The organism is Bradyrhizobium uaiense (assembly GCF_010811875.1).
GTDB classification, from domain to species: domain Bacteria; phylum Pseudomonadota; class Alphaproteobacteria; order Rhizobiales; family Xanthobacteraceae; genus Bradyrhizobium; species Bradyrhizobium uaiense.
On sequence record NZ_VKHP01000126.1, the window covers coordinates 1 to 26,648 of the forward strand.

Here is a 26,648-nt window from a genome sequence, read left to right on the forward strand (position 1 = left end):
CACGTATCTGTAGCTGCGTGCATGGGCTTCGCGGGGATTCGGAGCCGGATGTCGCCAGCGCGTTGCCGCGGGAGGCCTATGCTGCTCCATACGCCGGTGCGGGCCCGCGCGAAGAGGCCTAACCTCTTGAAGGCGCCCTTGCTGGTGAAATAGGTCAGGAAGGCGCGGGCCGGCAGTTCGGCGGCGTTGCAGGCGAAGATCGCCGCGCAGAGATTGCGGAACAGTGCGTGCACCGTGGCGTTGCTGGTGTAGCCCTTCAGCCAGTCCTCGGTCGATTGCCGCCCGTCGGGCAGATTGCCGGAGCGCGCGTCGGCGAATTTCTCCAGGATGCGCGAGGCCTGCTTGGTCAGTTGACCCAATAGCAGCGACCATCCGCCGCGGCCGACATCGATCACCTTGCCGTCGATGAAGAACGAGCTCGCGGGCTCCGGCGCACGGATGTCGAGCGGCGCGCCGACGGTGTGGAAGGTCTCCTCGAACACGCCGCCGAACTCGATCGCGATCGCGCCGATATTGACCTTGAAGCCGTCGATCTCCTCGGTCGAGGCGCGTCCGCCGAGCCTATTCTTGTCGTCGACGACGAGCGTATGCAGCCCGCCATGGGCGAGACGCGCCGCGGCGCACAGCCCGCCGGCGCCGGCTCCGATCACGACAGCATCGACCTTATGAGCATCCACGCGCAGCCTCCCTCGATGCCGCCGGGTTGCTCCCGGCGTGCGCAACCCGCTTGCCTGATGACGGACACTCTAATATAATCCGACCGGTCGTTCAAATTATTTTTTGACGCAGGTCAATGAACCACCGTCGCTTGGTCGACGAGTTCTGGTGGATGGTGCCCCCAAAGGGGAGGAGAGCGTGGGGCGGCGGTAGTATAGCGTGGGGCGGCGGTAGTATAGAGAGACGGGTGTCGGCCGATTCCAGCGGCGCCGATGGTGCACGAGAGAGACGGGTATGGCGCGGACGCGCTCAGAAAACTACGACGAGATCCAGCAGGGTATCCTCACCACCGCCTGCGGCCTGTTCGCGCGGCAAGGCTACATGCGTGCCTCGATCGCGGACCTTGCTGATGCGTGCAAGCTGTCGCGCGGCGCGCTGTATCATTATTTCGACTCGAAGGAAGCGATCCTGTTCGCGATCCTCGATGCGCATATCCGCGAGATGATCGCCGATGTCGAGGCCGCGATGGCCGGCAAGACGGCGACGCTGGAGCAGTTCCGTGTCGCGATCCAGGCCATCGTCGCGCTCAATGCGCGCTCGAGCGACGAGCAGCGCGTGATCCTCAACGACCTCTCGTTCCTCGGCGAGACCGAGCAGGATGCGATCAAGGCGCTGGAGCGCCAGATCGTCGACACGGTCTCGGATCTGTTGGTCAAGCTCGACAAGGAAGGTAAGATCGTCAAGCGGACCAAGAAGATCTACAGCATGATGCTGTTCGGTATCCTGAACTTCAGCCACACCTGGTACGACCCGAAGGGCGGCGTCGATCCCAGCGAGTTCGCCGACATGGTGGTGGACCTGTTCCTGTACGGCTTCACCATGCCAGTGCCGGCAAAGGACGCCGCGCGGCCGCTGCGACAGCGCGCATAGGGCAATCGGGGCGACAAGTCACTTCTGCAGGATGTGCACGTAACAGACCGCGCCGACGCCGACCATATGCGCGAGGCCGGTCCGCGCGCCGCGATGCTGGCGTGCGCCGGCTTCGCCCCGCAGCTGCATCACGATCTCGCCGATCTGGCCGATGCCGGTCGGGCCGATCGGATGCCCCATCGCGATCAGGCCGCCGGAGGGATTGATCGCGCATTGCCCGCCGATATCGAGCGCGCCGTCCTTGAGCATGCGAACGCCATGCCCCTCGGGACAGAGCCCGATGCTCTCGATGTAGTGCAGCTCCTCGACCGTGAACGCGTCGTGCAGCTCGATGATGTCGATATCCCCGGGTGTCACCTTGGCCTGCGCCAATGCGAGGTCGGCGGTCTCCTTGGTGAGCGCCGCGTCGAAGCCTGCGCCGGGCGCATAGACCCGCTCGCTGCGGCCGACGGACGCCGTGGTGCGGATGGCGCGGCCGGCGTCGATGCCCAATCGGCGAATGCCATCCTCGGATGCAACGATGACAGCCGCAGCGCCTTCGCCGATCGGCGTGCATTGCAACGAAGTCAGCGATCCGGATACGCGCTTGCCGCCGAGCACCTCGTCGAGCGTGCGCTCCTGCTGCCGTTGCGCATTGGGATTCTTCGCGCCATTGCGGTGGTTCTTCACGGCAACCAGCGCAATGTCCTCGGCGGTGGCGTTGTGGCGGACCGCGTATTCATTGGTCAGCAACGCGAAATGCGTGAAGGGGACGATGGCGTCCTCCGCAAGATGTCCGATGCCGGTCTCGGCGCGCCGCACCGGATTGCGCTTGTCGACGCCGATCGCCAGCGCAACGTCGGAGATGCCGCTGGCGACCTCGATGCAGGCATGGCGGAACGCGGTCGAGCCGGAGGCGGACGCATTCTCGACATGCATCAGCGGCGCGCCGGTCGCGCCGAGATGGCGCAGCATCGGCCGCCCCGACGCCATGCCGAGCAGCGCGGCCGCGACATAGGTCGATTCAACCGCGGGCCATTCGATGCGCGCATCTGCAAGCGCGGCGCGGATCGCGGTGAGGCCGAGCGCCACATAGGGCGTCTCGCTCGGGTTCTGGTAGCGGTGCCAGCCGATGCCGACGACGTAGACCGGCCGTAAATCGTTGAGTGAGCGTGTCATGGAGGAGCTCCAAAATCAGGATGCGGCGCTGAAGCGGTGATCGAGCACGGTCTCGCCGCTCTCGCTCTGCGTCGTCGGAACGAGCCTGCCGGTCACGCGCTGACCCGGTGCGACGCGTGCGCTGTCGTCGGCCAGCAGGGTGCGGATGACAGGGCCGTCGTCGAGCGCGACCTTGACGATGGTGAAGGGGGCCGGGCGGTTCTTGTCGGCGTGGAGGTGAACGGTCGCCTCGGCAAGCAGTGTTCCGTTGGTCGAGAGTTCGTACGGCGTCAGCGGATCACCATGGCTGCCGCAGCGCTCGCATCCATAGGTCTGCATCGGGAAGAACACGTATCCGCAGCGGCAGCGGCCGCCCTTCAGGCGGGCTGTCGCTCCGTCCCCATCGCCCGATCCCGCAGAATAAAGCTCTGGTTTCAATAGTTTGCTGGGCTGCATGCGTTTCCTCCAAAGAAACTTGTTGACTGACCAACAAACATTAATCTAGCTTGAATGCAAGCAAGAAGTCGCCGCACGGCAAAGGGAGCGAAGCTGAATGGCACGAGCAGTTCGACGCGCGCAGGAGCCGCGAGATGACGCGCTGGCGTCACGGCGGACGCAGGTCGAGCGCCGCGATGAAGCGGAGCGGCGGATCCTCGAAGCGGCTGCGCTGATCGTCGCCGAGAACGGGCTGGACGCGATCACGTTGGCGGAAGCGGGCGAGCGTGCCGGCTACAGCCGCGGTCTGCCGTCGCATTATTTCAAGACCAAGGCCGATCTGTTGTCGGCGCTCGCCACCTACGTCATCGAGTCATTCATCAGCACGCGCCGCGCCGCCGCGCCGGAATTGACCGGCTATGACGGCCTGATCGCGTCGTTCAAATACTACTTCATGTTGCCGGCGCGGAATCCCGTTATGGCGCGCGCCTTTCACGCCGTGCTGGCGGCTGCGCTCACCGTGCCGCCGATCACGGCTACGGTCGCCGGGCTCAATCGCGAAACGCGAGGCGAGATCGCCGCCGGCTTGAAAGCCGGGATCACGGCAGGCCGGCTGCGTGCCGACATCGATCTGGAGACTGAGAGCGCGCTGATCCTCGCGACGCTGCGCGGATCGATTGCGCAGTGGCTGGTCGATCCGGAAGGTGTCGATCTCGAGACAATGAGCGTGCTGTTCATCGCGGCGGTCGAAGGAAGGTTGGCGAAATGAGCATCCTGCCGAACAGCGTCGAGCATTGGGCCGCCAACCGCCCTGACGATGTCGCCTTCATCGAGGGCGATCGTCGGATGACCTGGTCAGAGCTCAACGATGCCGCGAACCGCGTGGCGCATGGGCTGGCGGCGCGCGGCGTCGTCGCCGGCGACATCGTGGTGTTGCGGACCCAGATCCGGATCGAGTGGCCGATCCTGAGCGAGGCGATCGGCAAGCTGCGCTGCTCGCTGCTCGGGCTGAACTGGCGGCTGACGCCGTCGGAGACGCAGTACGTCCTGTCCAACAGCGGCGCCCAGGTCGTCGTCTGCGACGATGAGGATCCCTCGGCGCTGCTGCCTGCATTCGAAGGTCTGCCGATCAAGCTCGCGGTCTCCATTGGCGCGGCGTCGCCCGGCTTCGTCGCCTTCTCCGATCTGCTCGACGCATCCGCCGAGCCGCCATTGCATTCAACCGGCCGCCCGCCGCTGATCCTCTACACGTCGGGCACCACGGGCCTGCCCAAGGGCGTGGTCTCGGTGCTGCAGCCGGGTGTGCAGATGGATGCGCGCACCAGCGAATATCTCAGCGATGTCGCATCGACCCGGCGCGGCCAGCCGGGTGGCGTCTCGCTGTTGACACTGCCGCTGCACCACGGCGCCGGCCCGTCCCAGGTCTGGGGCGCGATCCAGCTCGGCAACCCGACCGTCTTGATGCGCCGTTTCGATCCCGAAGGCGCGCTTCGTCTGATTGCGACACATCGCGTCACCAACTGGACCGGCGTTCCCACCATGTACAAGCGTCTCGCGGCGCTGCCGAAGCAGGTGCTCGACGCCTACGATGTGTCGTCGATCCGCGCATTGTCGGTCGGCGCCGCGCCGGTGCCCTACGAGCTCAAACGCTGGATCATCCGCTATTTCGGCTCAGGCGTGCTCGGCGAAGGCTACGGCGCGACCGAAGTCGGCATGATCAGCTTCCTGCCGCCCGAGATGCAGGAGCGCAAGCCCGGCTCCAGCGGCCGTCCGCACAAGCATGTCGACATCTCCATTCGCGATGCCGATGGGCGTGAACTGCCGCGCAACCAGTCCGGCGAAATCTGGATCAGGACGCCGGTGACGATCCGCTCCTACCTGAACGGCAAGCCGCTTGGATCCGATACGCGCGACGACGACGGCTATTTCCGCGTCGGCGATGTCGGGATGCTGGACGACGACGGTTACCTGTTCATCACCGACCGCGCCAAGGACATGATCATCGCCGGCGGCGTCAACATCTATCCGGCCGAGATCGAGGCCGCGATCCTCAGGCATCCGGACGTGCAGGACATCGCGGTGATCGGCATCCCCGACGACGAGTTCGGCGAGCAGGTCAAGGCATTCTGCGAGCTGAAGCCGGGCCACATCACCGACGAGGCGGCGATCCTCGACTTCTGCTGCGACCATCTTGCTTCGTACAAGCGGCCGAGGACGCTGTCGATCGTCGATGAATTGCCACGCAACACCATGGGCAAGCTGCTCAAGCGCGAATTGCGCGAGCCCTACTGGAAGGGACGGGAGAGAAACGTATGAGTGATATCCTCGATCTAAACGGCAAGGTGACGCTGATCACCGGTGCGGGCCAGGGCGTCGGGCGCCAGATCGCGCTGCACTTCGCCGCACACAACGCCGCCGGCATCGTCGTCAACGACTACTTCCTCGATCGCGCCGAGCAGGTCGCGCGCGAGATCAACGCCGCCGGCGGCAAGGCCATCGCGGTGCAGGCCGACGTCACCGATCTCGCATCTGTCAAGGCGATGGTCGGCAAGGCCGAGCAGGCCTTCGGCCCGATCGATGTCCTCGTCAACAATGCCGGCAATGCCGGCGCGACGCCCGATCCCGATGCGCGCAAGCCGTTCTGGGAGACCGGCCCTGAAGTCTGGAACAGCTTCATCGGCGTCAATCTCTACGGCGTCATCAACTGCGCCTCGGCCTGCGTTCCGCAGATGATCGAGCGCAAGGGCGGACGTATCGTCACCATTATCTCGGATGCCGGACGTGCCGGTGAGGCGGGCCTCGAGGTCTATTCGGGTGCGAAGGCCGGCGCGGCGGGCTTCACGCGCGCAGTCGCACGATCGCTCGGCCGCCACAACATCACGGCGAACTGCGTCGCGATTGCCGCGACCCTCACACCGGCGATCGAAGCGCGGCTGAAGGCCAATCCCGAGATGCAGAAGAAGATGATGGAGAAATACGTCATCCGCCGCCCGGGCCTGCCGTCCGACGTCGCCAACATGGTGCTGTTCCTCGCCTCCGATGCGAGCGCGTGGATCACCGGCCAGACCTATCCGGTCAATGGCGGCTTTACCTTCGCATTGTGAGGCGTATCGATGATCACCGAGAACGAACAGGTCGTTCTGACCGAGCGGCGCGGCCATATCCTGGTCGTTACCCTGAACCGTCCCGAGGCGCGTAACGCCTGCAATCTCGCGCTCGCGCGCGGCATCTCCGATGCGATGGATGTGCTCGATGCGGAGGATGAGCTGTTCGTCGGCGTCATCACCGGCGCGGGCGGCAATTTCTCGGCCGGCGCCGATCTCAAGGCGGTCGCGCGCGGCGAGCGTGGCGTGACGGAGCGCGGTGGTTTCGGATTGTTTCGCCGGCCGCCTCGCAAGCCATTGATCGCCGCGGTCGAGGGCTATGCCGTCGGCGGCGGGCTAGAGCTCTGCCTGTCCTGCGATCTGATCGTCGCCGCGCGTGACGCCAGGATGGGATTGCCGGAAGTCCGGCACAATGTCGTCGCCGTCGGCGGCGGCCTGTTCCGGCTGCCGAAGCGGATTCCCTATCACGTCGCCATGGAGCTGGCGCTGACCGGGCAGTTCAAGGACGCGGCGTACTTCGAGCGTCTAGGGCTGGTGAATCGCCTTGTCGAGCCCGGGCTGGCGCTCGAGGCGGCGATCGCTTTCGGCAACGAACTCCTCGTCAACGGTCCGACGGCGCTGGCCGCCTCGAAGGAGATCGTCTTCCAGGCCGCGAACTGGACCGATGAAGAGGAATGGACCGCGCAGGCGCCGATCGCGGAACGCGCGTTCAACTCCGAGGATCGCGTCGAAGGGCTGAAGGCGTTTGCCGAGAAGCGCAAGCCGGTGTGGAAGGGGCGCTGATCATGCAGGCTGCTGCCCGCCGGGGGGCGCTTCCGGCTACGATCGCGGATCGGCTCCGGCTGCCGCTGATCGCGGCGCCGATGCTGCGCGTGTCCGGCGTCGAACTCGTGACGGCGGTCTGCCGTGCCGGCGCGATCGGCGCATTTCCGACCGCGAATGCCCGCTCGGTCGAGGAGCTCGACGCCTGGCTGCATCAGATCGAGCGCGGTGTTGCTGAGCTCGGCCGGCCCGCCGCGCCGCATTGTCCGAATCTCATCATCCGCCAGCCGCGCTTCAAGGACGACCTCGCCTGCCTCGTCAGGCACAAGGTCGAGATCGTCATCACCAGCGTCGGTTCGCCGGCGGCGGCCGTTCAGCCGCTGCATGATGTCGGCTGCCTGGTGTTCGCAGACATTGCCTCGCTGCGGCATGCGGAGAAGGCAATCGAGGCGGGCGCCGATGGCTTGATCTTGCTGACGGCAGGTGCCGGCGGGCAGACTGGCTGGGCCAATCCGTTCGCCTTCGTGCGCGCGGTGCGCGCCATGTTCGATGGTCCGGTCGTGCTCGCGGGCGGCGTGACCGACGGCACCGCGCTTGCCGCAGCTCGGCTGCTCGGCTGCGATCTCGCCTATATGGGAACGCGCTTCATCGCGGCGCGCGAAAGCATGGCGAGCGATGCCTATCGGAAGATGCTGGTCGACAGCACGCTCGACGACGTTCTGCTCACCAAGGCCTTCACCGGGCTCGATGCCAGCATGCTGCGGCCCTCGATCATCGCCGCGGGTCTCGATCCCGCCAATCTCGACGAGTCCGTGTCGGAGGCCCGCGCGCGCGAAAAATTCGGCGGCAAGAATGACGCGGAAGGACCGCGGCGCTGGATCGAGGTCTGGAGCGCCGGTCATTCGGTCTCCGGCGTGCACACCGTGACCGGAGCTGCCGACATCATCGACCGGGCTGCCGCACAATATCACCTGGCATTCGAACGAGGCGCCGCGTAAGGCGCCCAAATCCAGTGGAGGAAGCATATGAAGACGATCAGCCGTCGAACGCTGCTCGCGACGACCGCGGCCGGGCTAGCGGCGTCGATTGGCGGCAAGGCTTTTGCAGGCGCCTCCTATGATCCCGGTTCCAGCGACACGGAAATCCGCATCGGGCAGTTCGGGCCGCTCAGCGGCCCGGTGTCGTCGTTCGGCGTGCTCGCCAATGCCATGGATGCCTATTTCCGCATGCTGAATGACACCGGCGGCATCAACGGCCGCAAGATCAAGTTCATCAATTACGACGACGCCTACAGCCCGCCGAAATCGGTCGAAGCGGCGCGGCGGCTGGTCGAGGGCGACGAGGTGCTGTTCATTGCGGGCGCGATGGGAACGCCGGGCAATATCGCCGTGCAGAAATACATGAACGCGCGCAAGGTCCCGCAGCTGTTCCTTGCGGCTGCGGCCAGCAAGCTGTCGGATCCGGCCGCTAATCCGTGGACCATGGTGGGCGGATCGACCTACGAGATCGAAGGAGGGGTCGTCGGCCGCTACATCGCCGACTCCAAGCCCGATGCGAAGATCGCCCTGTTGTATCAGAACGACGATGCCGGCAAGGCGACGCTGTCAGGCCTCAAGACCGGTCTCGGCGCCAAGACCGCGCAGATCGTTTGCGAGCTGAACTATTCGGTCGGCGATCCCACCATTGATTCCCAGATCGTTCAGATGAAGCTGTCCGATGCCGACCTCGTGTTCCTCATCACCATTCCGAAGATGGCGAGCCAGGCGCTGCGCAAGATGGCTGCGCTCGAATGGCGGCCGCAGGTGTTCCTCGGCGCCGGCAATGCCTCGGTGCGTGCGACGCTGAAGCCCGCCGGGTTCGCGACCGCACAGGGCATTCTTGCCTTCGCGACGCGGATGGACCCCGGCAATCCGCTGTGGGCCGACACGTCGGACATGAAGCAATACATGACGTTCCTCGACCGCTACGTCCCGAACGCCGACCGCGCGGACGATCTCTACGCCATCGGCTACACCGCCGCGGCAACCGCCGCCCGCGTCGTTAGCCAATGCGGCGACCAGCTGACGCGCGCCAACATCCTGCATCAGGCGAGCAATCTGAAGAATTTCGCCGCGCCGCTGCTGATTCCCGGGATCACCCTCAACACCACCCCGAGCGACTATGTACCGATCAAGCAGTTTCAGCTGATGCGGTTCAAGGGCGAGGCCTACGAGAAAGTCGGTGAACTGCTCACCGCCGCCTGACGCCGCGGCGTTCGCTGCTCGCGCCGATCACCTCGTCCGCACATTCTTGTGAATGCAGCTACGGGTCCCGCGTGTAACGCGCGCGCGGCGCGCTGCGTAGTCCTGCCACGAGCGCCACAAAGGCGGCCGATGATGGCATCGCAGCGAGGGAAGAAACATCCGCATGAATCTGTCGTTCAACATCGCCGAACGAGGCGAGGGGTCTTATCGTCTGCTCACGATCCTGCGCTGGGTCATGGTGGTGATCTTCGTGTCGTTCGGCATGCAGAAGTTCACGCTGCAATCGGCGCAAGGCATCGTGCAGTTCATCAGCAACAGCCCGTTCATCTCGTGGCTCTCGGTATTCGGCCTCCGCGGCGAGGCCTATGTGCTCGGCGTGGCCGAGTTCGGCATCGCCGTGCTGCTCGCCGCCGGCGCGTTCAGCCCGATTCTCTCAGCGATCGGCGCGCTGATGGGGGTGATCACTTTTGCGGTGACGTGGTCGTTCTTCTTCACGACACCCGGCGTGGTCAAATGGAGCCTGTCGACCGACCCGATGGCCTGGAACCTGGCCGGCGAGTTCCTGTTCAAGGACATCGTGCTGCTCTGCGTCTGTCTCGTGCTGCTGCTGGCGTCGTTGCCGCGCTCGATCGTCCGGTCAGGTACTGCATAGACGCGCCGTCGATGGTTAACCCCTGCATAATCGCGCATCGCGCGTATCCGGGATCTGGAACAGGACAATCCGTCGCAGCCGGCCATGTCTTGTAACTCGAATCCGAAGGGGCTACGCAACCCTTGATTGACGAATTATTGCTAATGGGAAACGGTCCCCGGTTGGGAGCGGAATGTGACGAAGTCAGACATATCGGCGGTCGCCCCGGCAAGCGTTGGTCTTGCCTGTCCGTCGATGCAAACCCCTGACATTTTCAAACGCTCGGCTTTTTTTAGTGTGATTGCAGTTCCCGCACCGTGGCTGGAGTGGGAGGGCGGTCGCGATCACGACTTCCGGCAGTGACCGCCGGAACAGCGATCGGGCCGCCCGTTCCCCAGCCGCGACGTGTCACCGCGGAATACGCGCAATCGTGAATTCGGGAGTGTGGGTTCCATCGCTGGGATCGTGATGTCGCCATCTCTCGATGGCTGAACAGGTCCGCCTGCGGGTTACATCGCAACATCGCTCCGATTTCGCTCGTTATGAGACAATGGCTCCTCGTCCGGATCGCGACCGTCCTGCTTGCCGTCGCTGCTAGCGCGCTGACGGCGGTGCGCGCGGATTCCGACATGGATGCGCAGATCCGGGACATCGTCACCACGGAACTCGCGCCGTCCGCGAGCGCGGCCGATCCCGGCGGCCTCGCTGCGGCGGTCTATGCCGGCGGCCGGGTCGCCTTCTTCAACTATGGTCTCGCGGACGCTGCGACGAAGCGGCCGGTCACCTCGGACACGCTGTTCAACCTCGCCTCGCTGCGCAAGCTGTTCGAGGCGACGCTGGTCGCGCTCGGTACCGAGCGCGGCGAATTGCAGCTCGACGATCCCGTCGGCAAGTATCTGCCCGAACTGCATGGCGATTATGTCAGCCGCGTCACCATCGGTGAGCTCGTCAACCACACATCCGGGCTGCTACTGCCGACCGATCATCCGCCGTGGCCGAACGAGACCTTCAGCCGCGATCAGTTCATCGCGATGCTCAATTCATGGACGCCGCCGGCAGGCGAGCAGCCGGGCAAGCAGCGCATCTACAGCCATGCCGGCTATGTCCTGCTGCAACTGGTGCTCGAGCGGCACTACGGCGCGCCGATCGCGACGCTGATCGAGAGCCGCATCCTCAGGCCGCTCGGCATGAACTCGACTGTCGTTCCGGATCGCGGCGAAGACAACCGCGCGTCGATGGCGCCGGAGATCATGCGACGCATAGTTCAGGGATACTCGCACGACGGCACGCCGATCGGTCCGCCCGGCGACCAGCAGAGCTATTACGATTTTCCGGGCACCGGCCAGATGTTCTCGTCGGCGCGCGATCTCGGCATATTGCTGGGCGCTTGTCTCGACGGCGCCGTGATCGAACCCGAATTGCGCGCGGCATTGCAGATGACCCTGCGCGAGAGTTTTCGCGTCGATGCGAAGTTCGGCCAGGCAATGGCGTGGGAGCATGTACGGCTCGACGGCGTCACCGTCATCGACAAGCCCGGCGGTCTCAACAACGCCTCGGCCTATATCGGCCTGGTGCCGGCGCGCAGGTTCGGCATCGTGCTGCTCGCCAATCGCGGCGACTATCCGCACGAGATCGCGCGCTACAAGATCCTGCCGGCGCTCGCGCGGCTCTGATCAAACCAAAATACCCTAGCAACTCGACGTGCCAATCCGATGACACGGCCCGCGCAGCCGGGCAGGGGATGCATGCAAAAATCGTCGTGGCGCGGAACCATGATCGGCTGTATAAGCCGGTAGCTTCTTCTCCATTCTGAAGAGGCTGATATGACTGATTTGCAAAATCCCGATTTGCACAACACTGATCTTCACGCTTGGCTTTCGCAACAGCCGCACGGCTTGCGGACCTACCGATCCCTCCAGGAAAAACTCGAGACCTTGAGCAGGCATGAGCCCGAGCAACGGGCGATGTGCCGGCTGCTGAGCGGTCTCGTCGGCAATTACATCGAGGCCTTCGATGAGGAGCCGTTGCCTGTGGCGGTCGCCGATCGCGCCTATGGCCGGCTGCTCGATCTCGTCGCAAGCCTTGATTTCAAGGGAAATCCCGACCGTCGCCTCGCCGACATCAACCGTATCGCGTCCTGCGATTTGGTGAACTGATCGGCCTAGCGGCGCGCCGCGGCGAGCTCGCGATAGAGCGCGGCGTAGCGGCCGGCGCGATTGTGCCAGGAGACATCGGTGGCCATGCCGGCCTGCTGCAGCCGGCGCCAGGTCACCTTGTCGTTGAACAGCAGGTTCGCCTTGCGCAAGCCACGAGCAAGCGCATCCGCAGTGACGGGTGCGAACTTGACGCCGGTTGCAGCACTGCCTGTGACGGTGGCTTCGTCGAAGCCCAGCACGGTGTCGGCAAGGCCGCCGACATTGGCAACGATCGGGACCGCGCCATAGCGCAGCGCGCAGAGCTGGGTGAGACCGCACGGCTCGAAGCGCGACGGCACCGCAAGCGCATCCGCGCCTGCCTGGATCAGATGCGCCAGCGCCTCGTCATAGCCGATCACGACCGCGATCCGTTCGGGATTGTCGCGCGCCAGTGCGGTGTAGCGATCCTGCAGATCGCGATCGCCGCTGCCGAGCAGCGCGAGCTGAATGCCCTCGCCAAGCAGCGTCGGAACGGTCTCGAGCAGCAGGTCGAGGCCCTTCTGCCAGGACAGCCGGCTGATGACGCCGAGCAGCATCGCGTCCGGCGCGGCATCGAGCCCGAAGCGCCGTTGCAGCGCGGCCTTGTTGACCGCACGCTCCGCCGGCTGCTCGGCGCTGAAGCGCGCGGCGATATCGGGATCGGTGGCCGGATTCCACACATCGATGTCGATGCCGTTGAGGATGCCGCTCAGCACGTCGGAGCGTTCACGTAGCAGTCCGCCGAGCCCCATGCCGCCCTCGTCGCTCTGGATCTCCTGCGCATAGGTCGGTGACACCGTGGTGATGCGGTCGGCAAATTGCAGGCCCGCCTTCAGCAGGCTGATGGTGCCGTAATATTCGACGCCGTGCAGCGCGTAGGCTTCGCCCGGCAGGCCGAACGTCGCAAGCATGTCCGGCGAGAATTGCCCCTGATAGGCGAGGTTGTGCACGGTCATCACCGTGCCCGGCCGCTGTTGTCTGCCATAATGCAGATAGGCCGGCGCGAGCCCGGCCTGCCAATCATGCGCGTGCACGATGTCGGGGACGAAAGACGGGATCGCACCGAGGCCGATTTCTGCAGCCATCCGCGACAGCGCCGCAAAGCGGATGCCGTTGTCGGGCCAGTCGCGTCCATCCGGACCGACATAGGGATTGCCGGGCCGGGCGTAGAGATGCGGCGCGTCGAGCGCATAGAGATCGAGGCCGGCATGCGTGCCGGCGAGCACGCGGATCGGACCGCCGTAGAACTCCGGCCAATGCAGCAGCGTCTCCGCCGATGCGAGCGCGTCGAGCACAGCGGGATAGCCCGGCACCAGCGTCCGCGTTGCGACGCCGTGCTCTTTCAGCGCCGCTGGCAGCGCGCCGACCACGTCGGCGAGGCCGCCGGTCTTGACGATCGGGTAGACTTCCGAGGCGACCGCGAGGACGCGCAGTGACGTCATGTCCCGAGCCTGTCGATCATCGGCTGGGTGATCAGCGTGATGCCCTGCTCGGTGGTGCGGAAGCGCTTGCCGTCGAACTCGGGGTCTTCGCCGACCACGAGGCCTTCAGGAATCCGGACGCCACGATCGATCACGACGTTTCTGAGCTGCGCGCCGCGGCCGACATTCACATACGGCATGATCACCGCGTTCTCGACACTGGCGTAGGAATTGACGTGGACGCCGGTGAACAGCAGCGAGCGGCGCAGCGCCGCGCCCGAGATGATGCAGGCGCCCGAAACCAGCGAGGTCACCGCCTGGCCGCGCCGACCGTCCTCGTCATGCACGAACTTGGCGGGCGGGGTGATCTCGGCATAAGTCCAGATCGGCCATGAGCGATCGTAGAGATCGAGCTCCGGCACCACGTCGGTGAGATCGATATTGGCAGCCCAATAGGCGTCGACGGTGCCGGCATCCCGCCAATAGGCGCGGGGATCGTCGCCGGAGCGGACGCAGGAATCGTTGTACTGATGCGCGATCGCGCGGCCGTGCTTCACGATGTAGGGAATGATGTCCTTGCCGAAATCGTGGCTGGAGTTCGGGTCGGCGGCATCGCGGCGCAATTCGTCGAACAGGAATTCCGAATTGAAGACATAGATGCCCATGCTGGCGAGCGACTTGTCCGGTTTGCCGGGCATCGGCGGCGGATCGGCCGGCTTCTCCAGGAAGGACTCGATCAGGCCGTTCTCGTCGACATGCATGATGCCGAAGCCGGAGGATTCCGCTCGCGGCATTTCCAGGCAGCCGACGGTGACGTCGGCACCACTCTCGACATGCTGCTTCAGCATGATCTCGTAGTCCATCTTGTAGACGTGGTCGCCGGCGAGCACCAGGATGTACTTGGTGCCGTGCGCCTCGATGATGTCGATGTTCTGGTAGACCGCATCCGCTGTGCCGACGTACCACATCGTCTCCGAGACGCGCTGGCTTGCGGGCAGGATGTCGAAGCTCTCGTTTCGTTCCGGGCGGAAGAAGTTCCAGCCGCCCTGCAGATGCCGGATCAGGCTGTGTGCCTTGTACTGGGTCGCCACCGCGATGCGGCGGATGCCGGAATTCACCGCATTGGAGAGCGCGAAATCGATGATGCGCGACTTGCCGCCGAAATACACGGCAGGCTTGGCGCGCCTGTCGGTGAGCTCCTGAAGTCTGCTGCCGCGTCCGCCGGCCAGCACGAAGGCGAGGGCATGACGCGACAATGGTTCATTTCCGACGGTTCTCATGGTGATCCTCCCAGAGCTTCTGGCGTAGCCCCGCTACCTTCTCTTGTCCGGAAGGCCTGATCGGGCGCCAACGGGGCCGACTGGAACGTAGCAAGTGCCTCCCGGTTGGGCAAAGCGGGATGGCGGGTTTTCGTTCCCTGGATTGCGGGTCTCGGGCAGCGGGGTTGCGACTTGGTTAAACCTATTGACGAGCCGCGATTTCGGCCTAGAGCAAGCCTGCCCGTTTCCTGCCCAGGCCAACATTCCATGACAGTTCTGTCCGTCACGCCCCAGACCGTCCGTGCAACGCTCTTGCTGCGCCGGGAGATTGCGCTGCTCGACGTCAGGCACGAGGCGGAATTCGCCACCGGCCATCCGCTGTTTGCCGCCAACATGGCCGCCGGCCGGATCGCGCTCGAAGCCGAGCTGCGGTTGCCGCGCAAGGACATGCCCATCGTGCTCTACGATCATGGCGAGGGACTGGTCGTTGCCGCGGCCGAGCAGTTGCGGGCGCTGGGCTACAGCAACGTCGCGGCGCTTGCCGGCGGCTTGCAGGGCTGGAAGGCAGCCGGCTACGAGGTGTTCGAGGACGTCAATTCCTATGCCAAGGCGTTCGGCGAGTTGGTCGAGGCGCGCAGGCATACGCCGTCGCTCAGTGCCGACGAGGTCGCCGCGCTGATCTCGGACAAGGCCAACATCGCGATCCTAGATGTGCGTCGGTTCGACGAATACGCCACCATGAACATCCCGGGCTCGGTCAGCGTGCCCGGTGCGGAGCTGGTGCTGCGCGCGGGGAGCGCGGCGCCGGATCCCGACACCACCATCATCGTCAACTGCGCCGGCCGCACCCGCTCGATCATCGGCACGCAGTCGCTGATCAACGCCGGGCTGCCCAACAAGGTGCGGGCGCTGCGCAACGGCACGATCGGCTGGACGCTGGCGAAGCACGATCTGGAGCACGGCGCCGGCAGGCGCGGCGAGGTCGGGCCGTTCGCGGGCGCCGGCGACAATGCGCGCGACGTCGCCTATCGCGCCGGCGTCCGTCACATCGGCATGGACGAACTCGCCGCGCTGGAAGGCGATGCACAGCGCACGCTGTATCGCTTCGACGTGCGCGATGCCGAGGAATACGCGGCCGGTCGCGTTGCCGGCTTCCGCCATTATGCGGGTGGCCAGCTGGTGCAGGAAATCGACATGGCCGCGCCCGTGCGGGGCGCGCGCATCGTGCTGAGCGATGACAAAAGCATCCGTGCCGACATGACCGCGTCCTGGCTCGCGCAGATGGCGTGGGAGGTCTATGTGCTCGAGAGCGGCTATGACGGCCGGCTCGAAGTCGGCCCGCCGCGCGTCGTGCCAAGGCCGGATCCCGCGCACCGTTATCGGCGCCCCTATGAAGGCACCGGCGTCGCGGAAAAAGCGATGCAGGCCTATCTCGATTGGGAGTACGGCCTCGTCGATCAGCTTCGCCGCGACGGCACGCATGGGTTCTACGTGATCTAGCGGATTACCTGGTGACGGCGGTGCATCGGTGCCGAGTTGCTGGGTCGCTCCGCCAAAATATCGAAAACAACCCCATGCACCGTAGCCGGCGGGTGTCGGCGCCCGACCAGTCACGTTCGATCAGGCTGCTTGACACGTCGGGCAACTCACGGGCATATTTCTAATATTCAGAAATCGTGCAGGCGCCCTCGCGGAGTCATCGCCGCGCAGGCGGACGATCCAGTAGTCCAGAGGCGCCGTTGCTCGAACCGAGGCGCCGCGGCGTACTGGATCGCCCGGTCGGGCCGAGCGATGAAAGTGGTGGGCGCATCCCGGTCATTGCGAGCGAAGCGAAGCAATCCATCGCTACGCTTGCTCGTGGATAGATGGATTGCTTCGTCGCTTCGCTCCTCGCAATGACGGAGTTGCCGATCTTCACTCAGTCCGGGCCGAACGCGTCGTAGACCAGCTTCCTGAATGCCGGCGTGATGCGCTGGCGCTCGTTCTGGGTCTGCTCGAGCATGATGTAGATCATGTCGAGTTTCGGATCGACGCCGAAATAGGTTCCGCTGCCGCTGTCCCATTTCAACTCGCCGATCGAGCCGGGCGGCGGCGGCTTGGCAATGCCGGGATCGGTGCGCACGGCGATACCGTAGCCGTAACCGAATCCGTCGCCGGGGAAGTACCAATAGTCGCGGCCGACGCCGGAGCCCGGGCCGATATGGTCCGTCGTCATGGTCTTGAAGGCCGCTGGACTGAGATAGCGCTTGCCGTCGAGCTCGCCGCCGTTGAGCAGCATCTGCGCGAAGCGCGCATAGTCGAGAATGGTGGACACCAGGCCGCCGCCACCGGATTCCCACTCCGGATGCGCGCGCCGGTCGTTTTCTCCATCGATCAGGATCGTATCCGAGGGCAGCGGCTCGGCCAGCCGGGTCCGTTCGGTCTCCGCATCGAGCACGTATCGAGTGTCGTTCATCTTCAGGGGATCGAAGATGCGCTCCTTCTCGAACTGATAGAGCGTCTTGCCCGTGACGATCTCGATCACCCGGCCGAGCACGTCGGTGGAATGACCGTAGCGCCACAGCGTGCCGGGCTGCCGCGACAGCGGCAGCTTCGCCAGCCGTGCGGTGAATTCCTTGTTGTCGAATTTGTCGTCGAACAGATGTCCTGCGCGGTAGATCGTCTGGATCCAGTCGGCGCCGATATATTCGTAGGTGATGCCAGAGGTGTGCCGCATCAGGTCCTCGATCGTGACCGGTCGGATCGGCGGCACCAGCTCGACCTTGGCCGGATCGTTTCCGCCATCAGGTTCGATCGCGACCTTCACGTCGGCGAAGGCCGGAATGTATTTCGACAGCGGGTCCTGTGGCGACAGTTTGCCTTCGTCGACCAGCATCATCGCGGCGGTGTTGGTGATCGGCTTGGTCATTGAATGCAGCGCGAACATCGTGTCCGGCCGCATCGGCGATTTGGTCGTGACGTCGCGATAGCCGAAAGTTTTCAGATAGACCGGCTTGCCGTGCTGCTGGATCAGGATGACCGCGCCGGGCAGCTTGCCGCTGTTGACCTCATTGTTGAAGAATTCGGTGATGCGTTCGAGCTTCTCCGGCGACGGGGCAGGGGCATCGGTGGCGCGCGCGGCGCCCGATATGACAAACGCAAGACACGAGATCGCGGTCGCACGAAGCGTCCGCAGGGCAAGGTGGATCGCCCGATCAAATCCACATGACATTGATAAGCTTGCCCCTGCCTGATGCCCTGAACGCCGCCACTTCTAGCGCAAGCGCCCCCGCACCATAATCATTTTCGAGCGAGTTTATTCCCTTACGATGGGCGAATTCTAAACAATCTGCGTGGCGCCGACCGGCGTGCGCACCGCATTCGACAGCACCTGCAGCGCCTGGCTCAGTTCGGCGCGATTGCGCGCGGCGCCGAGCGAGACGCGCAAGCCCCGCGGCGCGGCATCGCCTGCCGCGAAGGCGTCCTCGCCGACCACGGCGAGCCCGTTGCGCATCAGATGCGACAGCAGGTCGGTGCCGTCGAAATGTTTTGGTAGCGGCATCCAGAGATGGTGGCTGGCCGGGCGTGCCGCATAGGTCACGCCCTTGAGGAAGCGGGCCGCGAGCTGCTGGCGCGCGGCGGCTTCGTTGCGGATAGCGCGGATAATGTCTGCGGCGACGCCGGAGCGCAGCCATTGCGTCACCAGCGCGACCATCAGCGACGGCGGCATCTGCATGGTCGCCTGCATGCTGGCACGCATGCGCTGCTCGGCGCTCGCATCGGGCGCCAGCAGATAGGCGACGCGCAACGCCGGCGCGATGCATTTGGCGATGCTCGCGGCGTAGTAGGTATGCTCGGGAATCAGGGTGGCGATCGGCGCTACCTGCGGTTCCAACGGGCCGTAGACGTCATCCTCGATCAGGGCGCAGCCGCGCTTCCGGATGACATCGGCGATCGCCTTGCGGCGCGCGGCGCCCATCGTCGCTGTGGTCGGGTTCTGCTGCGTCGGCACCAGGTAGATCGCCTTCGGTCTGTGCTTGCGGCAGGCCTCGTCGAGCGCGTCGGGCCTCGCGCCTTCCGCGTCCATCGCAACACCAACGAGGCGGACATCGAGCCGTGCCGCCGCGGCTTTGATGCCGGGAAACGTCAACGCTTCAGTCAGCACCACATCGCCGGGTGATGTCAGGGCCAGCAGCGCGTTGAAGATGATTGCCTGCGAACCCGGATAGATCACGATGCGGTCGGCTGATGCGTTCGACACGCGCGGCGCGAGCCACGCGGCGCCGACCTCGCGTTCGTCAGCGGTGCCGCCGGGACGCGTGTAGCCGAGATAGGCGGAAAATCCGGCCTCGGAGCGGATGGTCGCCAGTCCTTGCGCGATGCGCAGATCGAGATTGGCCTCGACCGGCTGCGGCGGCAAATTCATCGACAGGTCGATGTTGACGGGCGTGGCTAGGTCGGATGCCGCGCGCGCGGTGGTCTCCGAAACGAAGGTGCCCTGGCCGACCCGGGCGTCGAGCAGTCCGCGCCGCCGCGCCTCGCCATAAGCGCGCGTCACGGTGGTGAGATCGATGTCGAGCGCGGTCGCCAGCGCGCGATGGGTCGGCAACCGCTGGCCGCGCACCAGCCGGCCGCTGGCGATGTCGGCGGCGAGCGCGTCGACGATGCGCAGGAACATCGGGCCGTGCCATTCCGAAACTGTAGGGATCCAATCCATGCAATCCAGCGCTTTGTCTTTGATTGTAGGTGCTCGAATGCATATTGTATGGATCATCAGATCAGGTCAAGGATTACACAAATGACCGAGACGGTTTCCCTGCCAAAGGCGATGTTGCGCGGCTTTACGATGAAGTGCCCGAACTGCGGGCGCGGCCATTTGTTCGGCCGCTTCCTTAAAGTGGCGGATCATTGCGAGGTGTGCGGCGAGGACTTCACCCCGCAGCGTGCGGATGATTTTCCGGCCTATCTCGTGATCGTCGTGGTCGGCCACGTCGTTGTGCCGGCGCTGCTCTGGATGGAGATGACCTACGCGCCGCCGGCCTGGCTGCAACTGGCGATCTGGCTGCCGGTGACGCTGTTCAGTGCGCTCGCGCTGCTGCAACCGACCAAGGGCGCAATCGTCGGGTTGCAGTGGCAACTGGGGATGGAGGGATTTGCGGCGACGCGGCATGTCGCTGCTCCGGCTCGGGCCAACGTCGCACGGACCAAAGAGGCCTGACGCGGACTGAGGGCTCGTAGCCCGGATGAGCGAAGCGACATCCGGGAACGGTGGCCCCGCATGTCGCTTCGCTCATGCGGGCTACGGACTAACCCACCCTGCAAGATCAAATCGGATGATGATGGGGCCGGAACATCCGGCCCTTTTCCGTCACCAGCACCACGGCGAGGGCGGCGAGCGTGCAGAGGAAGAAGCCGGTCGCGAACGGCAGCAGCGTGCCGTCGTAATCCTGGCCGATCGTGGTGCCGACGCCGATCCCGAGCAGGGTGGTGATGGTGCCGTAGAGCGACGAGGCGGTGCCGGCGATCTTGCCCTGCGGCTCCATCGCGAGCGCCGTGAAGTTCGCCATCATCAGCCCGAACGCGAACATCATCAGGCCTGCCAGCACCATGAACAGCGGCAGCGACAGCGTGCTGGTCTTCACCGCGATGAACAGCGCGCCTGCGACGACGGCAAAGCCGGTGAGCGCGGCGTGCGAGATCACCCGCATGCCGATGCGGCCGACGATGCGCGAATTGAGGAAACCGGCGATCGCGACGCCGACCGCGCAGGCGGCGAAGGCCACCGGGAAGTAATGTCCGAGCTTGAAGACCTCGGTGAAGATCTGCTGCGACGAGAACACGAAGGCGAACAGCGAGCCCTGCACGCCGCCGGCGGCGAGCGCATAGCCGAGCGTCTGGCGGTTGGTGACGGTCTGGCGGAACGCGGACAGCACCTCCGGGATCGCCAGCGACTTGCGCAGCTCCTTGGGGAGCGTCTCCGGCATCCGCATCGCGCTCCAGGCCAGCGCGATCACGCCGTAGATCATCAAGAGCACGAAGATGCCGCGCCAATGCGTCAGCAGCATCACGGCCTGGCCGAATGACGGCGCGATCACGGGAACTGCGATGAACACCATCATCGCGAGCGACATCACGCTCGCCATCCGCCGTCCGGCGTAACAGTCGCGCACGATCGAGGTCGCGATCACGCGCGTCGCCGCGGTGCCGAGCCCTTGCAGCGCGCGCGCCAAGAGCAGCGTCTCGAACGAGGGCGCCATGATCGCGAGCAGGCCGGCGATGGTGTAGACGGTCATGCCGCCGAGCAGCACCGGGCGGCGGCCGAAGCGATCCGACAGCGGGCCCATCACGAACTGGCCGACCCCGAAGCCGACCAGGAATATCGACAGCACCATCTGCGGGCGGTTGGCGTCGGCGATCTGGAACGCTGAGCGGATGTTCGGCAGCGCCGGCAGCATCATGTCCATCGCCAGCGGGTTCAGCGCCATGATGGAGGCGATGACGACGACGAATTCCGGAAAGCCCATCGGGCGGTGGCCTGAGGAAACCCAGGCATCGGCATTGATGTCAGACACTTATGACCTCTTGGAGAGCATTGGATCATAATGCTCTTGCTGCAATGCACAATCGGCGTTTTGGGATGGGAGACCGTCGGCGGCGGGTGAGGTAGCCGGGTCATGGAACCGGCTGTGGGACCGCCAGCCTCGAAATATCGTTGCTATTGCAACTATTTACTCGTGCCGCGCGAAAACCTCTGCTATCCCGCTACCAGCATCCGTGTGGGCGGGCGCATCGCCGCCGATCACGCCGCACGGCCAAGAACGGTTTTGGGGAGGCCACATGTCCATCGAACTATCCGCGCGCTCGCGCGGCGCTGAACTGTCGGATGAGGAGCGCAAGGTTCTCACGGCAACGCTCGTCGGCACCACGATCGAGTGGTACGACTTCTTCGTCTACGCGCAGGCCGCCGGCCTCGTGTTCGGCGCACTGTTCTTCGCACCGATGAACGCGAACAATCCGCTGCTGGCGCAGATCATCTCGTTCGCGACGCTCGGCCTGTCCTTCCTGTTCCGTCCGCTCGGGGCCATTGTCTGCGGCCATCTCGGCGATCGCTTCGGGCGCAAGAACATGCTCGTCGTCACGCTGCTCTTGATGGGCGCCGCGACCGCGCTGGTCGGCCTGTTGCCGACCTATGCGCAGATCGGCGCTTGGGCGCCGGCACTCCTCATTCTGCTGCGCATCCTGCAGGGCTTCTCGGCCGGCGGCGAATGGGGCGGCGCGGCGCTGATGGCGGTGGAATCGGCCCCGCTCAACAAGCGCAGCTTCTTCGGCTCGTTCCCGCAGATCGGCACGCCGCTCGGCATGATCCTGGCGACCGGCGTGTTGTGGGTGCTCACCACGACGCTCGGCAGGCAGGCGATGATCGAATGGGGCTGGCGTATCCCGTTCCTGCTGTCGATCCTGCTGATCGTCGTCGGCATCGTGATCCGCCGTACGGTCGAGGAATCGCCGGTGTTCCAGGCGATGCAGCGGCGGCACAAGGAATCCTCCGCGCCGTTGCGCGAGCTGATGCGCAATCATAGCAAGGAGATCCTGCGCACCGCGTTGATCTTCATGGCCAACAATGCGGCCGGTTACATCCTGATCGCGTTCATCATCAGCTACGGCGCCAACACGCTGAAGATGCCGTCGGAGCAATTGCTGCTGATCGGCACGCTGGCGGCGGTGAGCTGGTTCATCTTCACGCTGCTGGGCGGCATCCTCGGCGACAAGATCGGCCGCGTGCGCTGCTTCCAGATCGGCTACACCCTGATGGTGCTGTGGGCAGTGCCGATGTGGTTCCTGATCGACAGCAAGAACCTGCTCTTGTTCTTCATCAGCGCCGTCGGCCTCACCATCGCGCTCGGCCTGTCCTATGGCCCGCAGGCGGCGCTCTATGCCGAGCTGTTCCCGGCCAAGGTGCGCTATTCCGGCGTCTCGATCGGCTACGCGCTCGGCGCCATCTTCGGCGGCGCTTTCGCGCCGATGATCGCGCAATGGATCATCGGCACATACGGCCAGTCCTGGCGCGTCGGCGTCTACATCGCAGTGCTGTCGCTGGTCTCGCTGATCACGGTGTCGACGATCAAGGACCCGCAAGGCGTCGATCTGAACGTCAACGACGCGGGGACGTAGGCGACCACGGCTTCGTAGGGCGGATGACGCCTTCGGCTAATCCACCCTACGCAGTTGAGCTAATCAGCCGCGAGCAGCGCCTTCAGTTTCAGCACGGCGCTATCCGGTGTCGTCAGCACCTCGCGGCCGGTGGCGTCGGCGACGCGCTCGGCGGCGGGGGCCATGCTGTACTGCGCCAGCGCGATCAGATCACAGTCGTGCAGTTCCTTGGACGCCTCGACCACGATGCGGTCGTGCTCGGCGCGGTCGCCGCGATCGAGTGCCGCCAGCGCGCCGTCGGCGAGTTTCGGCACCAGCGTCACGGAGGACGGAAATTCCGGCGGCATTGACACCAGTGTCGGCGGGAAGGTCGAGAGCAGGCCGATGCGCTTTCCCTTGGCGACCGCCTGCTCGATCATCGCTTCGTTCGGCTTCAGCACCGGCATCGGCGCGTTCGCGCGCGCCACCGCCTCGATGCAGGGGCCGAACGCCGAGCAGGTGAAGAGAATGCCGTCGGCGCCGGTGCCGGCGGCATAGCGGCCCATGGTCAGGAAGCGCTCGGTCATGCGCTCGGAGAGCTTGCCGTCGCGCGCGAGATCGGCCGACAGACTGTCGTCGAGCAGGTTCATCAGCCGTGCCTCCGGCCAGTGCTCTGCGAATGACGCCTCGATCGGCACGATCGAATGCTTCAAGGCGTGAATGAGCGTGATGCGCATGAGGTGCTGCCGGTTCATCTCCCTCTCCTCGCTCTTCGCGGGGAGAGGGTTGGGGTGAGGGGCTCTATCGTCGTAACAAAAGTGAGAGTGGAATACGCGGAGGCTCCCCCTCACCCGGAACGCATCGTGCGATGCGTTCCGGCCTCTCCCCGCAAGCGGGGCGAGGTGACTTCCTACTTGAACGGGATCGCGTACATCAACCCGCCCTTGCTCCAGGTGCCGTTGAGGCCGCGTTCGAGCTTCAGCGAGCTGGCCTTGCCGACATTGCGCTCGAAGATCTCGCCGTAATTGCCGCCGGCCTTGATCGCTGCGACCAGCCATTTGTTGTCGAGGCCGAGCCGCGAGCCGAGATCGCCGGATGCGCCGAGCAGGCGCTGGATCGCCGGGACCTGCGACTTCGTCATCTCGTCGACATTCGCCTGCGTGACGCCGAGCTCTTCGGCTTCGACCAGGCCGTAATGCAGCCAGGTGATGATGTCGCTCCACACTTCGTCGCCGTTGCGGGTGAACGGGCCGAGCGGCTCCTTGCTGATGGTCTGCGGCAGCACGACATAGTCGTCCGCCTTCGGCGCTGCGGTTGCGACCGCGCCGGCGAGCGCCGAGGCGTCCTGGGTCATGGCATCGCAGCGGCCGCCGAAGAAGGTCTGGTACATGGTGTCGGGGCGATCGAACACCAGCGGCTTCCAGTCGATGCCGTTGGCGCGGCCGTAATCGCCGAGCGTCACCTCATGCGTGGTGCCCTGCGCGACGCAGACGGTGGCGCCCTTGAGGTCCTTCAGCTCCTTCACGCCGAGGTCCTTCTTCACCACAAAGCCCTGGCCGTCGTAGAAATTGACCGGGCCCTGGCGCAGGCCGAGCGTGGTGCCGCGCAGATAGGTCTGCGTCGAGTTGCGGTAGAGCACGTCGATCTCGCCGGACTGCAGCGCGGTGAAGCGGTTCTGCGCGGTCAATGCGACGTAGCGCACCTTGGCGGGATCGCCGAGAATGCCGGCGGCGAGCGCGCGGCAATAGTCGACATCGAGGCCCTTGAAGTTGCCCTGCGAGTCCGGCGCCGAGAAGCCGGCAAAGCCGGTCGAGACGCCGCACACCAGCGTGCCGCGCTGCTTGATGGTGTCGAGCGTCGCTGCGCTTGCGCTCGCGATGCCTGCGACCAGAACGGCTGCAGTAATCAATCCCCTGTACATTTTACACCTCCTCCTAGTGACCAACATCTTTCAACGCGCTGTCTACCGCAGCGCCGAGCCTTTCGACGATCATGTCGATGTCGCCGGAAGTTGCGATATAGGGCGGGGCGAGCAGCACGTGGTCGCCGCGCTGGCCGTCGGCGGTGCCGCCCGACGGATAGCAGCCGAGGCCGCCGGCGAAGGCCGCGGACTTGATCCGCTGATGCAGCTTCAGCTTGGGATCGAACGCCTGCCGCGTGCCGCGATCGGCGACCAGCTCGATCCCCCAGAACAGGCCGCGGCCCCGGATGTCGCCGACATGGCGATGGTTGCCGAAGCGTTCGATCAGCCGCTGCTCGAGCCGGCGGCCGCGCTCCTTGACCTGGTCGAGCAGTCTCTCCTCGGCGATCGTCTTCTGCACTTCGAGCGCGGCGGCGCAGGCGAGCGGATGCGCGAGATAGGTGTGGCCGTGCTGGAACGCGCCGGAGCCGTTGCGCACGGTGTCGACGATGCTGCCGCTCGCGAGCATCGCGCCGATCGGCTGATAGCCGCCGCCGAGCCCCTTGGCGATCGCCTGGATGTCGGGCGAGATGCCTTCCTGCTCCCACGCATGCAGCGTGCCGGTGCGGCCCATGCCGCACATCACCTCGTCGAGGATCAGCAGCGCGCCGTGTCGGCGGCAGATCTCGCGCACCGCCTTGAAGTATCCTTCCGGCGCCGGCACGCAGCCGGCGGTGGCGCCGACCACGGGCTCGGCGATGAAGGCGGCGACATTCTCAGGGCCGAGCCGCTGAAACTCGGCTTCCAGTTCGGCGGCGAGCCGGGCCACGAACGCGGCCTCCGATTCATCGTCGCGCTTCTCGTGATAGGCGAAGGCGGGCGTGACGTGGCTGAACGAAGGCGACAGCAGCGGCGCGTAGGGTTCGCGGCGCCAGGCATTGCCGCCGGCCGACAGCGCGCCGAGCGTATTGCCGTGATAGCTCTGCCGGCGCGCGATGAAGCGCGCGCGCTTCGGCTCGCCGCGCTCGATGAAATATTGCCGCGCCAGCTTGATCGAGGCCTCGATCGCCTCCGATCCGCCGCTGACGAAATAGACATAGCCGAGGCCCCCGGGCTCGTGGCCGACCAGCCGCTCGGCGAGCTCTTCCGCAGGCTCGGAGGAGAAGAAGCCAGTGTGGGCATAGGCAATCTTCGAGGCCTGTCTGGCGATCGCGGCAAGGATCCGCGGATGCTGGTGACCGAGGCACGACACCGCGGCGCCGCCGGAGGAATCGAGAATGCGGTGGCCATCCTCCGCGATCAGCCAGACGCCGTCTCCGCCAATTGCTTTCGGCGGGGTCTCGCGCAGGCTTCGGTGCATCACGCGGCTCTTGTTGGCGGCCATGATACTTATCCTTTCTCGACGGTATATTGCGACATCCTGGCAAGCCGGCCCTCGGTCTCCTCCAGCTTGCGTTTTGCGCCTGCGCCGCCCAGCGTGAAGGCGACGGCGGCGAGCGACTGGGCGACGGCGATCGCGCCGGTGAGGCTCGGGAAGAAGCCGGGAGAGGAGGCGGCTTCGAACAGCAGCAGATGATCAGCGCCTTCGGCCATCGGCGCCGTGATCGTATCGGCGATCGCGATCAGCGTGGCGCGCGCCTGATGTGCCGCGCGCGCCGTCTCGACGCTGACCAGCGTGTAGGGCGCAAAACCGATCACGACCACGGCGTCGTCTGAGCGGAAGGCGCCGTGGTCGAGATCGAACGGGCCGGAACCGCCGACCAGTTGCACCGCGTCGGGGCGGAACAGGCGAAGCTGGTAGGTCAACAGGTCCGCAACGCCGCGGCAGCTGCGGAAGCCTGTAATCCAGATCCGGTTGGCTGCGTGCAGCGCACGCGCGGCGTCCG

At 65.3% G+C, this 26,648-nt stretch carries 25 protein-coding genes; 13 read left to right on the forward strand and 12 right to left on the reverse strand.

Features of this window, described 5'->3' with window-relative positions; all coding sequences use genetic code 11:
- Window positions 1–677 (reverse strand): NAD(P)-binding protein (locus FNJ47_RS26520; RefSeq protein ID WP_347341717.1); only part of this gene is annotated, 677 nt, incomplete at its 3' end.
- Window positions 678–951: 274 nt separating this feature from the next.
- Between FNJ47_RS26520 and FNJ47_RS26525 the strand changes: the two genes are divergently transcribed.
- Window positions 952–1,587 carry a TetR/AcrR family transcriptional regulator gene (locus FNJ47_RS26525; RefSeq protein WP_163158433.1) on the forward strand — a complete coding sequence of 212 codons (636 nt, stop codon included), beginning with the start codon at window positions 952–954 and terminating at the stop codon, window positions 1,585–1,587.
- Between the two features lie 18 nt (window positions 1,588–1,605).
- Here FNJ47_RS26525 and FNJ47_RS26530 read toward each other — a convergent pair whose 3' ends face one another.
- Together FNJ47_RS26530 and FNJ47_RS26535 are read right to left on the reverse strand one after the other, a co-directional pair.
- Window positions 1,606–2,745: a thiolase family protein gene (locus tag FNJ47_RS26530; RefSeq protein ID WP_163158435.1), complete on the reverse strand. Its 1,140-nt coding sequence runs from the start codon at window positions 2,743–2,745 to the stop codon at window positions 1,606–1,608.
- Between the two features lie 15 nt (window positions 2,746–2,760).
- Window positions 2,761–3,180, reverse strand: a complete 420-nt coding sequence (locus tag FNJ47_RS26535) for a Zn-ribbon domain-containing OB-fold protein (RefSeq protein ID WP_163158438.1) — start codon at window positions 3,178–3,180, stop codon at window positions 2,761–2,763.
- Window positions 3,181–3,277: 97 nt separating this feature from the next.
- Here FNJ47_RS26535 and FNJ47_RS26540 point away from each other — a divergent pair, with 97 nt between their 5' ends.
- The 9 genes from FNJ47_RS26540 to FNJ47_RS26580 all read left to right on the forward strand — a co-directional run bounded on the left by FNJ47_RS26540 (window position 3,278) and on the right by FNJ47_RS26580 (window position 12,055).
- Window positions 3,278–3,928, forward strand: a complete 651-nt coding sequence (locus tag FNJ47_RS26540; RefSeq protein WP_163158440.1) for a TetR/AcrR family transcriptional regulator — start codon at window positions 3,278–3,280, stop codon at window positions 3,926–3,928.
- Complete coding sequence (locus FNJ47_RS26545) at window positions 3,925–5,475, forward strand: class I adenylate-forming enzyme family protein (RefSeq protein ID WP_163158442.1); 1,551 nt, start codon at window positions 3,925–3,927, stop codon at window positions 5,473–5,475. Before FNJ47_RS26540 ends, FNJ47_RS26545 begins: the two co-directional genes overlap by 4 nt.
- On the forward strand, window positions 5,472–6,263 hold the full coding sequence (locus FNJ47_RS26550) for an SDR family NAD(P)-dependent oxidoreductase (RefSeq protein ID WP_163158444.1): 792 nt from the start codon (window positions 5,472–5,474) through the stop codon (window positions 6,261–6,263). The genes FNJ47_RS26545 and FNJ47_RS26550 overlap by 4 nt, the downstream gene beginning before the upstream one ends.
- A 9-nt stretch (window positions 6,264–6,272) precedes the next feature.
- Complete coding sequence (locus FNJ47_RS26555; protein WP_163158446.1) at window positions 6,273–7,046, forward strand: crotonase/enoyl-CoA hydratase family protein; 774 nt, start codon at window positions 6,273–6,275, stop codon at window positions 7,044–7,046.
- 2 nt (window positions 7,047–7,048) lie between these two features.
- Window positions 7,049–8,023, forward strand: a complete 975-nt coding sequence (locus tag FNJ47_RS26560) for an NAD(P)H-dependent flavin oxidoreductase (protein ID WP_163158448.1) — start codon at window positions 7,049–7,051, stop codon at window positions 8,021–8,023.
- Window positions 8,024–8,050: 27 nt separating this feature from the next.
- Complete coding sequence (locus tag FNJ47_RS26565; protein ID WP_163158450.1) at window positions 8,051–9,268, forward strand: ABC transporter substrate-binding protein; 1,218 nt, start codon at window positions 8,051–8,053, stop codon at window positions 9,266–9,268.
- Between the two features lie 163 nt (window positions 9,269–9,431).
- Window positions 9,432–9,920 carry a DUF417 family protein gene (locus FNJ47_RS26570; RefSeq protein ID WP_163158453.1) on the forward strand — a complete coding sequence of 163 codons (489 nt, stop codon included), beginning with the start codon at window positions 9,432–9,434 and terminating at the stop codon, window positions 9,918–9,920.
- A 521-nt stretch (window positions 9,921–10,441) separates the two neighbouring features.
- Complete coding sequence (locus FNJ47_RS26575; protein ID WP_163158455.1) at window positions 10,442–11,572, forward strand: serine hydrolase; 1,131 nt, start codon at window positions 10,442–10,444, stop codon at window positions 11,570–11,572.
- A 150-nt stretch (window positions 11,573–11,722) separates the two neighbouring features.
- Window positions 11,723–12,055 carry a hypothetical protein gene (locus tag FNJ47_RS26580; protein WP_163158457.1) on the forward strand — a complete coding sequence of 111 codons (333 nt, stop codon included), beginning with the start codon at window positions 11,723–11,725 and terminating at the stop codon, window positions 12,053–12,055.
- A 5-nt stretch (window positions 12,056–12,060) separates the two neighbouring features.
- On the opposite strand, the gene glgA is transcribed toward FNJ47_RS26580, so the two are convergent.
- Window positions 12,061–13,515: a glycogen synthase GlgA gene (gene glgA, locus FNJ47_RS26585; RefSeq protein WP_163158459.1), complete on the reverse strand. Its 1,455-nt coding sequence runs from the start codon at window positions 13,513–13,515 to the stop codon at window positions 12,061–12,063.
- On the reverse strand, window positions 13,512–14,774 hold the full coding sequence (glgC, locus tag FNJ47_RS26590) for a glucose-1-phosphate adenylyltransferase (protein ID WP_163158462.1): 1,263 nt from the start codon (window positions 14,772–14,774) through the stop codon (window positions 13,512–13,514). Before glgC ends, glgA begins: the two co-directional genes overlap by 4 nt.
- A gap of 246 nt (window positions 14,775–15,020) precedes the next feature.
- Here glgC and FNJ47_RS26595 point away from each other — a divergent pair, with 246 nt between their 5' ends.
- Complete coding sequence (locus FNJ47_RS26595; protein ID WP_163158464.1) at window positions 15,021–16,253, forward strand: rhodanese-like domain-containing protein; 1,233 nt, start codon at window positions 15,021–15,023, stop codon at window positions 16,251–16,253.
- 418 nt (window positions 16,254–16,671) lie between these two features.
- On the opposite strand, the gene FNJ47_RS26600 is transcribed toward FNJ47_RS26595, so the two are convergent.
- Both FNJ47_RS26600 and FNJ47_RS26605 read right to left on the reverse strand, forming a co-directional pair.
- Entirely contained in the window at window positions 16,672–17,964 is a 1,293-nt protein-coding gene (locus FNJ47_RS26600) for a serine hydrolase domain-containing protein (RefSeq protein WP_236000113.1), read from the reverse strand.
- 108 nt (window positions 17,965–18,072) lie between these two features.
- Window positions 18,073–19,449, reverse strand: a complete 1,377-nt coding sequence (locus tag FNJ47_RS26605; protein ID WP_163158466.1) for an aminotransferase-like domain-containing protein — start codon at window positions 19,447–19,449, stop codon at window positions 18,073–18,075.
- A gap of 81 nt (window positions 19,450–19,530) precedes the next feature.
- On the opposite strand from FNJ47_RS26605, the gene FNJ47_RS26610 reads away from it, so the two are divergent.
- Window positions 19,531–19,950: a DUF983 domain-containing protein gene (locus tag FNJ47_RS26610; protein WP_236000114.1), complete on the forward strand. Its 420-nt coding sequence runs from the start codon at window positions 19,531–19,533 to the stop codon at window positions 19,948–19,950.
- Between the two features lie 106 nt (window positions 19,951–20,056).
- On the opposite strand, the gene FNJ47_RS26615 is transcribed toward FNJ47_RS26610, so the two are convergent.
- Entirely contained in the window at window positions 20,057–21,256 is a 1,200-nt protein-coding gene (locus tag FNJ47_RS26615; RefSeq protein WP_165445875.1) for a multidrug effflux MFS transporter, read from the reverse strand.
- A gap of 313 nt (window positions 21,257–21,569) precedes the next feature.
- On the opposite strand from FNJ47_RS26615, the gene FNJ47_RS26620 reads away from it, so the two are divergent.
- Window positions 21,570–22,904 carry an MFS transporter gene (locus FNJ47_RS26620; protein WP_163158472.1) on the forward strand — a complete coding sequence of 445 codons (1,335 nt, stop codon included), beginning with the start codon at window positions 21,570–21,572 and terminating at the stop codon, window positions 22,902–22,904.
- A gap of 59 nt (window positions 22,905–22,963) precedes the next feature.
- Here the strand turns inward: FNJ47_RS26620 and FNJ47_RS26625 are convergent, their stop codons facing one another.
- The 4 genes from FNJ47_RS26625 to FNJ47_RS26640 form a co-directional block, all read right to left on the reverse strand.
- Complete coding sequence (locus FNJ47_RS26625) at window positions 22,964–23,599, reverse strand: aspartate/glutamate racemase family protein (protein WP_163158484.1); 636 nt, start codon at window positions 23,597–23,599, stop codon at window positions 22,964–22,966.
- Window positions 23,600–23,772: 173 nt separating this feature from the next.
- Window positions 23,773–24,783 (reverse strand): amino acid ABC transporter substrate-binding protein, encoded by a 1,011-nt coding sequence (locus FNJ47_RS26630; protein ID WP_163158474.1) that lies wholly within the window; start codon window positions 24,781–24,783, stop codon window positions 23,773–23,775.
- 13 nt (window positions 24,784–24,796) lie between these two features.
- On the reverse strand, window positions 24,797–26,146 hold the full coding sequence (locus tag FNJ47_RS26635; RefSeq protein ID WP_163158476.1) for an aspartate aminotransferase family protein: 1,350 nt from the start codon (window positions 26,144–26,146) through the stop codon (window positions 24,797–24,799).
- A gap of 5 nt (window positions 26,147–26,151) precedes the next feature.
- The coding region (locus tag FNJ47_RS26640) for a MurR/RpiR family transcriptional regulator (protein WP_163158478.1) at window positions 26,152–26,648 on the reverse strand (497 nt) is incomplete at its 5' end.

Excerpts from the sequence above, each read along its gene's own strand:
- FNJ47_RS26525 (WP_163158433.1), top strand. The coding sequence starts at position 952 with ATGGCGCGGACGCGCTCAGAAAACTACGACGAGATCCAGCAGGGTATC.
- FNJ47_RS26530 (WP_163158435.1), bottom strand. The coding sequence starts at position 2,745 with ATGACACGCTCACTCAACGATTTACGGCCGGTCTACGTCGTCGGCATC.
- FNJ47_RS26535 (WP_163158438.1), bottom strand. The coding sequence starts at position 3,180 with ATGCAGCCCAGCAAACTATTGAAACCAGAGCTTTATTCTGCGGGATCG.
- FNJ47_RS26540 (WP_163158440.1), top strand. The coding sequence starts at position 3,278 with ATGGCACGAGCAGTTCGACGCGCGCAGGAGCCGCGAGATGACGCGCTG.
- FNJ47_RS26545 (WP_163158442.1), top strand. The coding sequence starts at position 3,925 with ATGAGCATCCTGCCGAACAGCGTCGAGCATTGGGCCGCCAACCGCCCT.
- FNJ47_RS26550 (WP_163158444.1), top strand. The coding sequence starts at position 5,472 with ATGAGTGATATCCTCGATCTAAACGGCAAGGTGACGCTGATCACCGGT.
- FNJ47_RS26555 (WP_163158446.1), top strand. The coding sequence starts at position 6,273 with ATGATCACCGAGAACGAACAGGTCGTTCTGACCGAGCGGCGCGGCCAT.
- FNJ47_RS26560 (WP_163158448.1), top strand. The coding sequence starts at position 7,049 with ATGCAGGCTGCTGCCCGCCGGGGGGCGCTTCCGGCTACGATCGCGGAT.
- FNJ47_RS26565 (WP_163158450.1), top strand. The coding sequence starts at position 8,051 with ATGAAGACGATCAGCCGTCGAACGCTGCTCGCGACGACCGCGGCCGGG.
- FNJ47_RS26570 (WP_163158453.1), top strand. The coding sequence starts at position 9,432 with ATGAATCTGTCGTTCAACATCGCCGAACGAGGCGAGGGGTCTTATCGT.
- FNJ47_RS26575 (WP_163158455.1), top strand. The coding sequence starts at position 10,442 with ATGAGACAATGGCTCCTCGTCCGGATCGCGACCGTCCTGCTTGCCGTC.
- FNJ47_RS26580 (WP_163158457.1), top strand. The coding sequence starts at position 11,723 with ATGACTGATTTGCAAAATCCCGATTTGCACAACACTGATCTTCACGCT.
- glgA (WP_163158459.1), bottom strand. The coding sequence starts at position 13,515 with ATGACGTCACTGCGCGTCCTCGCGGTCGCCTCGGAAGTCTACCCGATC.
- glgC (WP_163158462.1), bottom strand. The coding sequence starts at position 14,774 with ATGAGAACCGTCGGAAATGAACCATTGTCGCGTCATGCCCTCGCCTTC.
- FNJ47_RS26595 (WP_163158464.1), top strand. The coding sequence starts at position 15,021 with ATGACAGTTCTGTCCGTCACGCCCCAGACCGTCCGTGCAACGCTCTTG.
- FNJ47_RS26600 (WP_236000113.1), bottom strand. The coding sequence starts at position 17,964 with ATGTCATGTGGATTTGATCGGGCGATCCACCTTGCCCTGCGGACGCTT.
- FNJ47_RS26605 (WP_163158466.1), bottom strand. The coding sequence starts at position 19,449 with ATGGATTGGATCCCTACAGTTTCGGAATGGCACGGCCCGATGTTCCTG.
- FNJ47_RS26610 (WP_236000114.1), top strand. The coding sequence starts at position 19,531 with ATGACCGAGACGGTTTCCCTGCCAAAGGCGATGTTGCGCGGCTTTACG.
- FNJ47_RS26615 (WP_165445875.1), bottom strand. The coding sequence starts at position 21,256 with ATGGGCTTTCCGGAATTCGTCGTCGTCATCGCCTCCATCATGGCGCTG.
- FNJ47_RS26620 (WP_163158472.1), top strand. The coding sequence starts at position 21,570 with ATGTCCATCGAACTATCCGCGCGCTCGCGCGGCGCTGAACTGTCGGAT.
- FNJ47_RS26625 (WP_163158484.1), bottom strand. The coding sequence starts at position 23,599 with ATGCGCATCACGCTCATTCACGCCTTGAAGCATTCGATCGTGCCGATC.
- FNJ47_RS26630 (WP_163158474.1), bottom strand. The coding sequence starts at position 24,783 with ATGTACAGGGGATTGATTACTGCAGCCGTTCTGGTCGCAGGCATCGCG.
- FNJ47_RS26635 (WP_163158476.1), bottom strand. The coding sequence starts at position 26,146 with ATGGCCGCCAACAAGAGCCGCGTGATGCACCGAAGCCTGCGCGAGACC.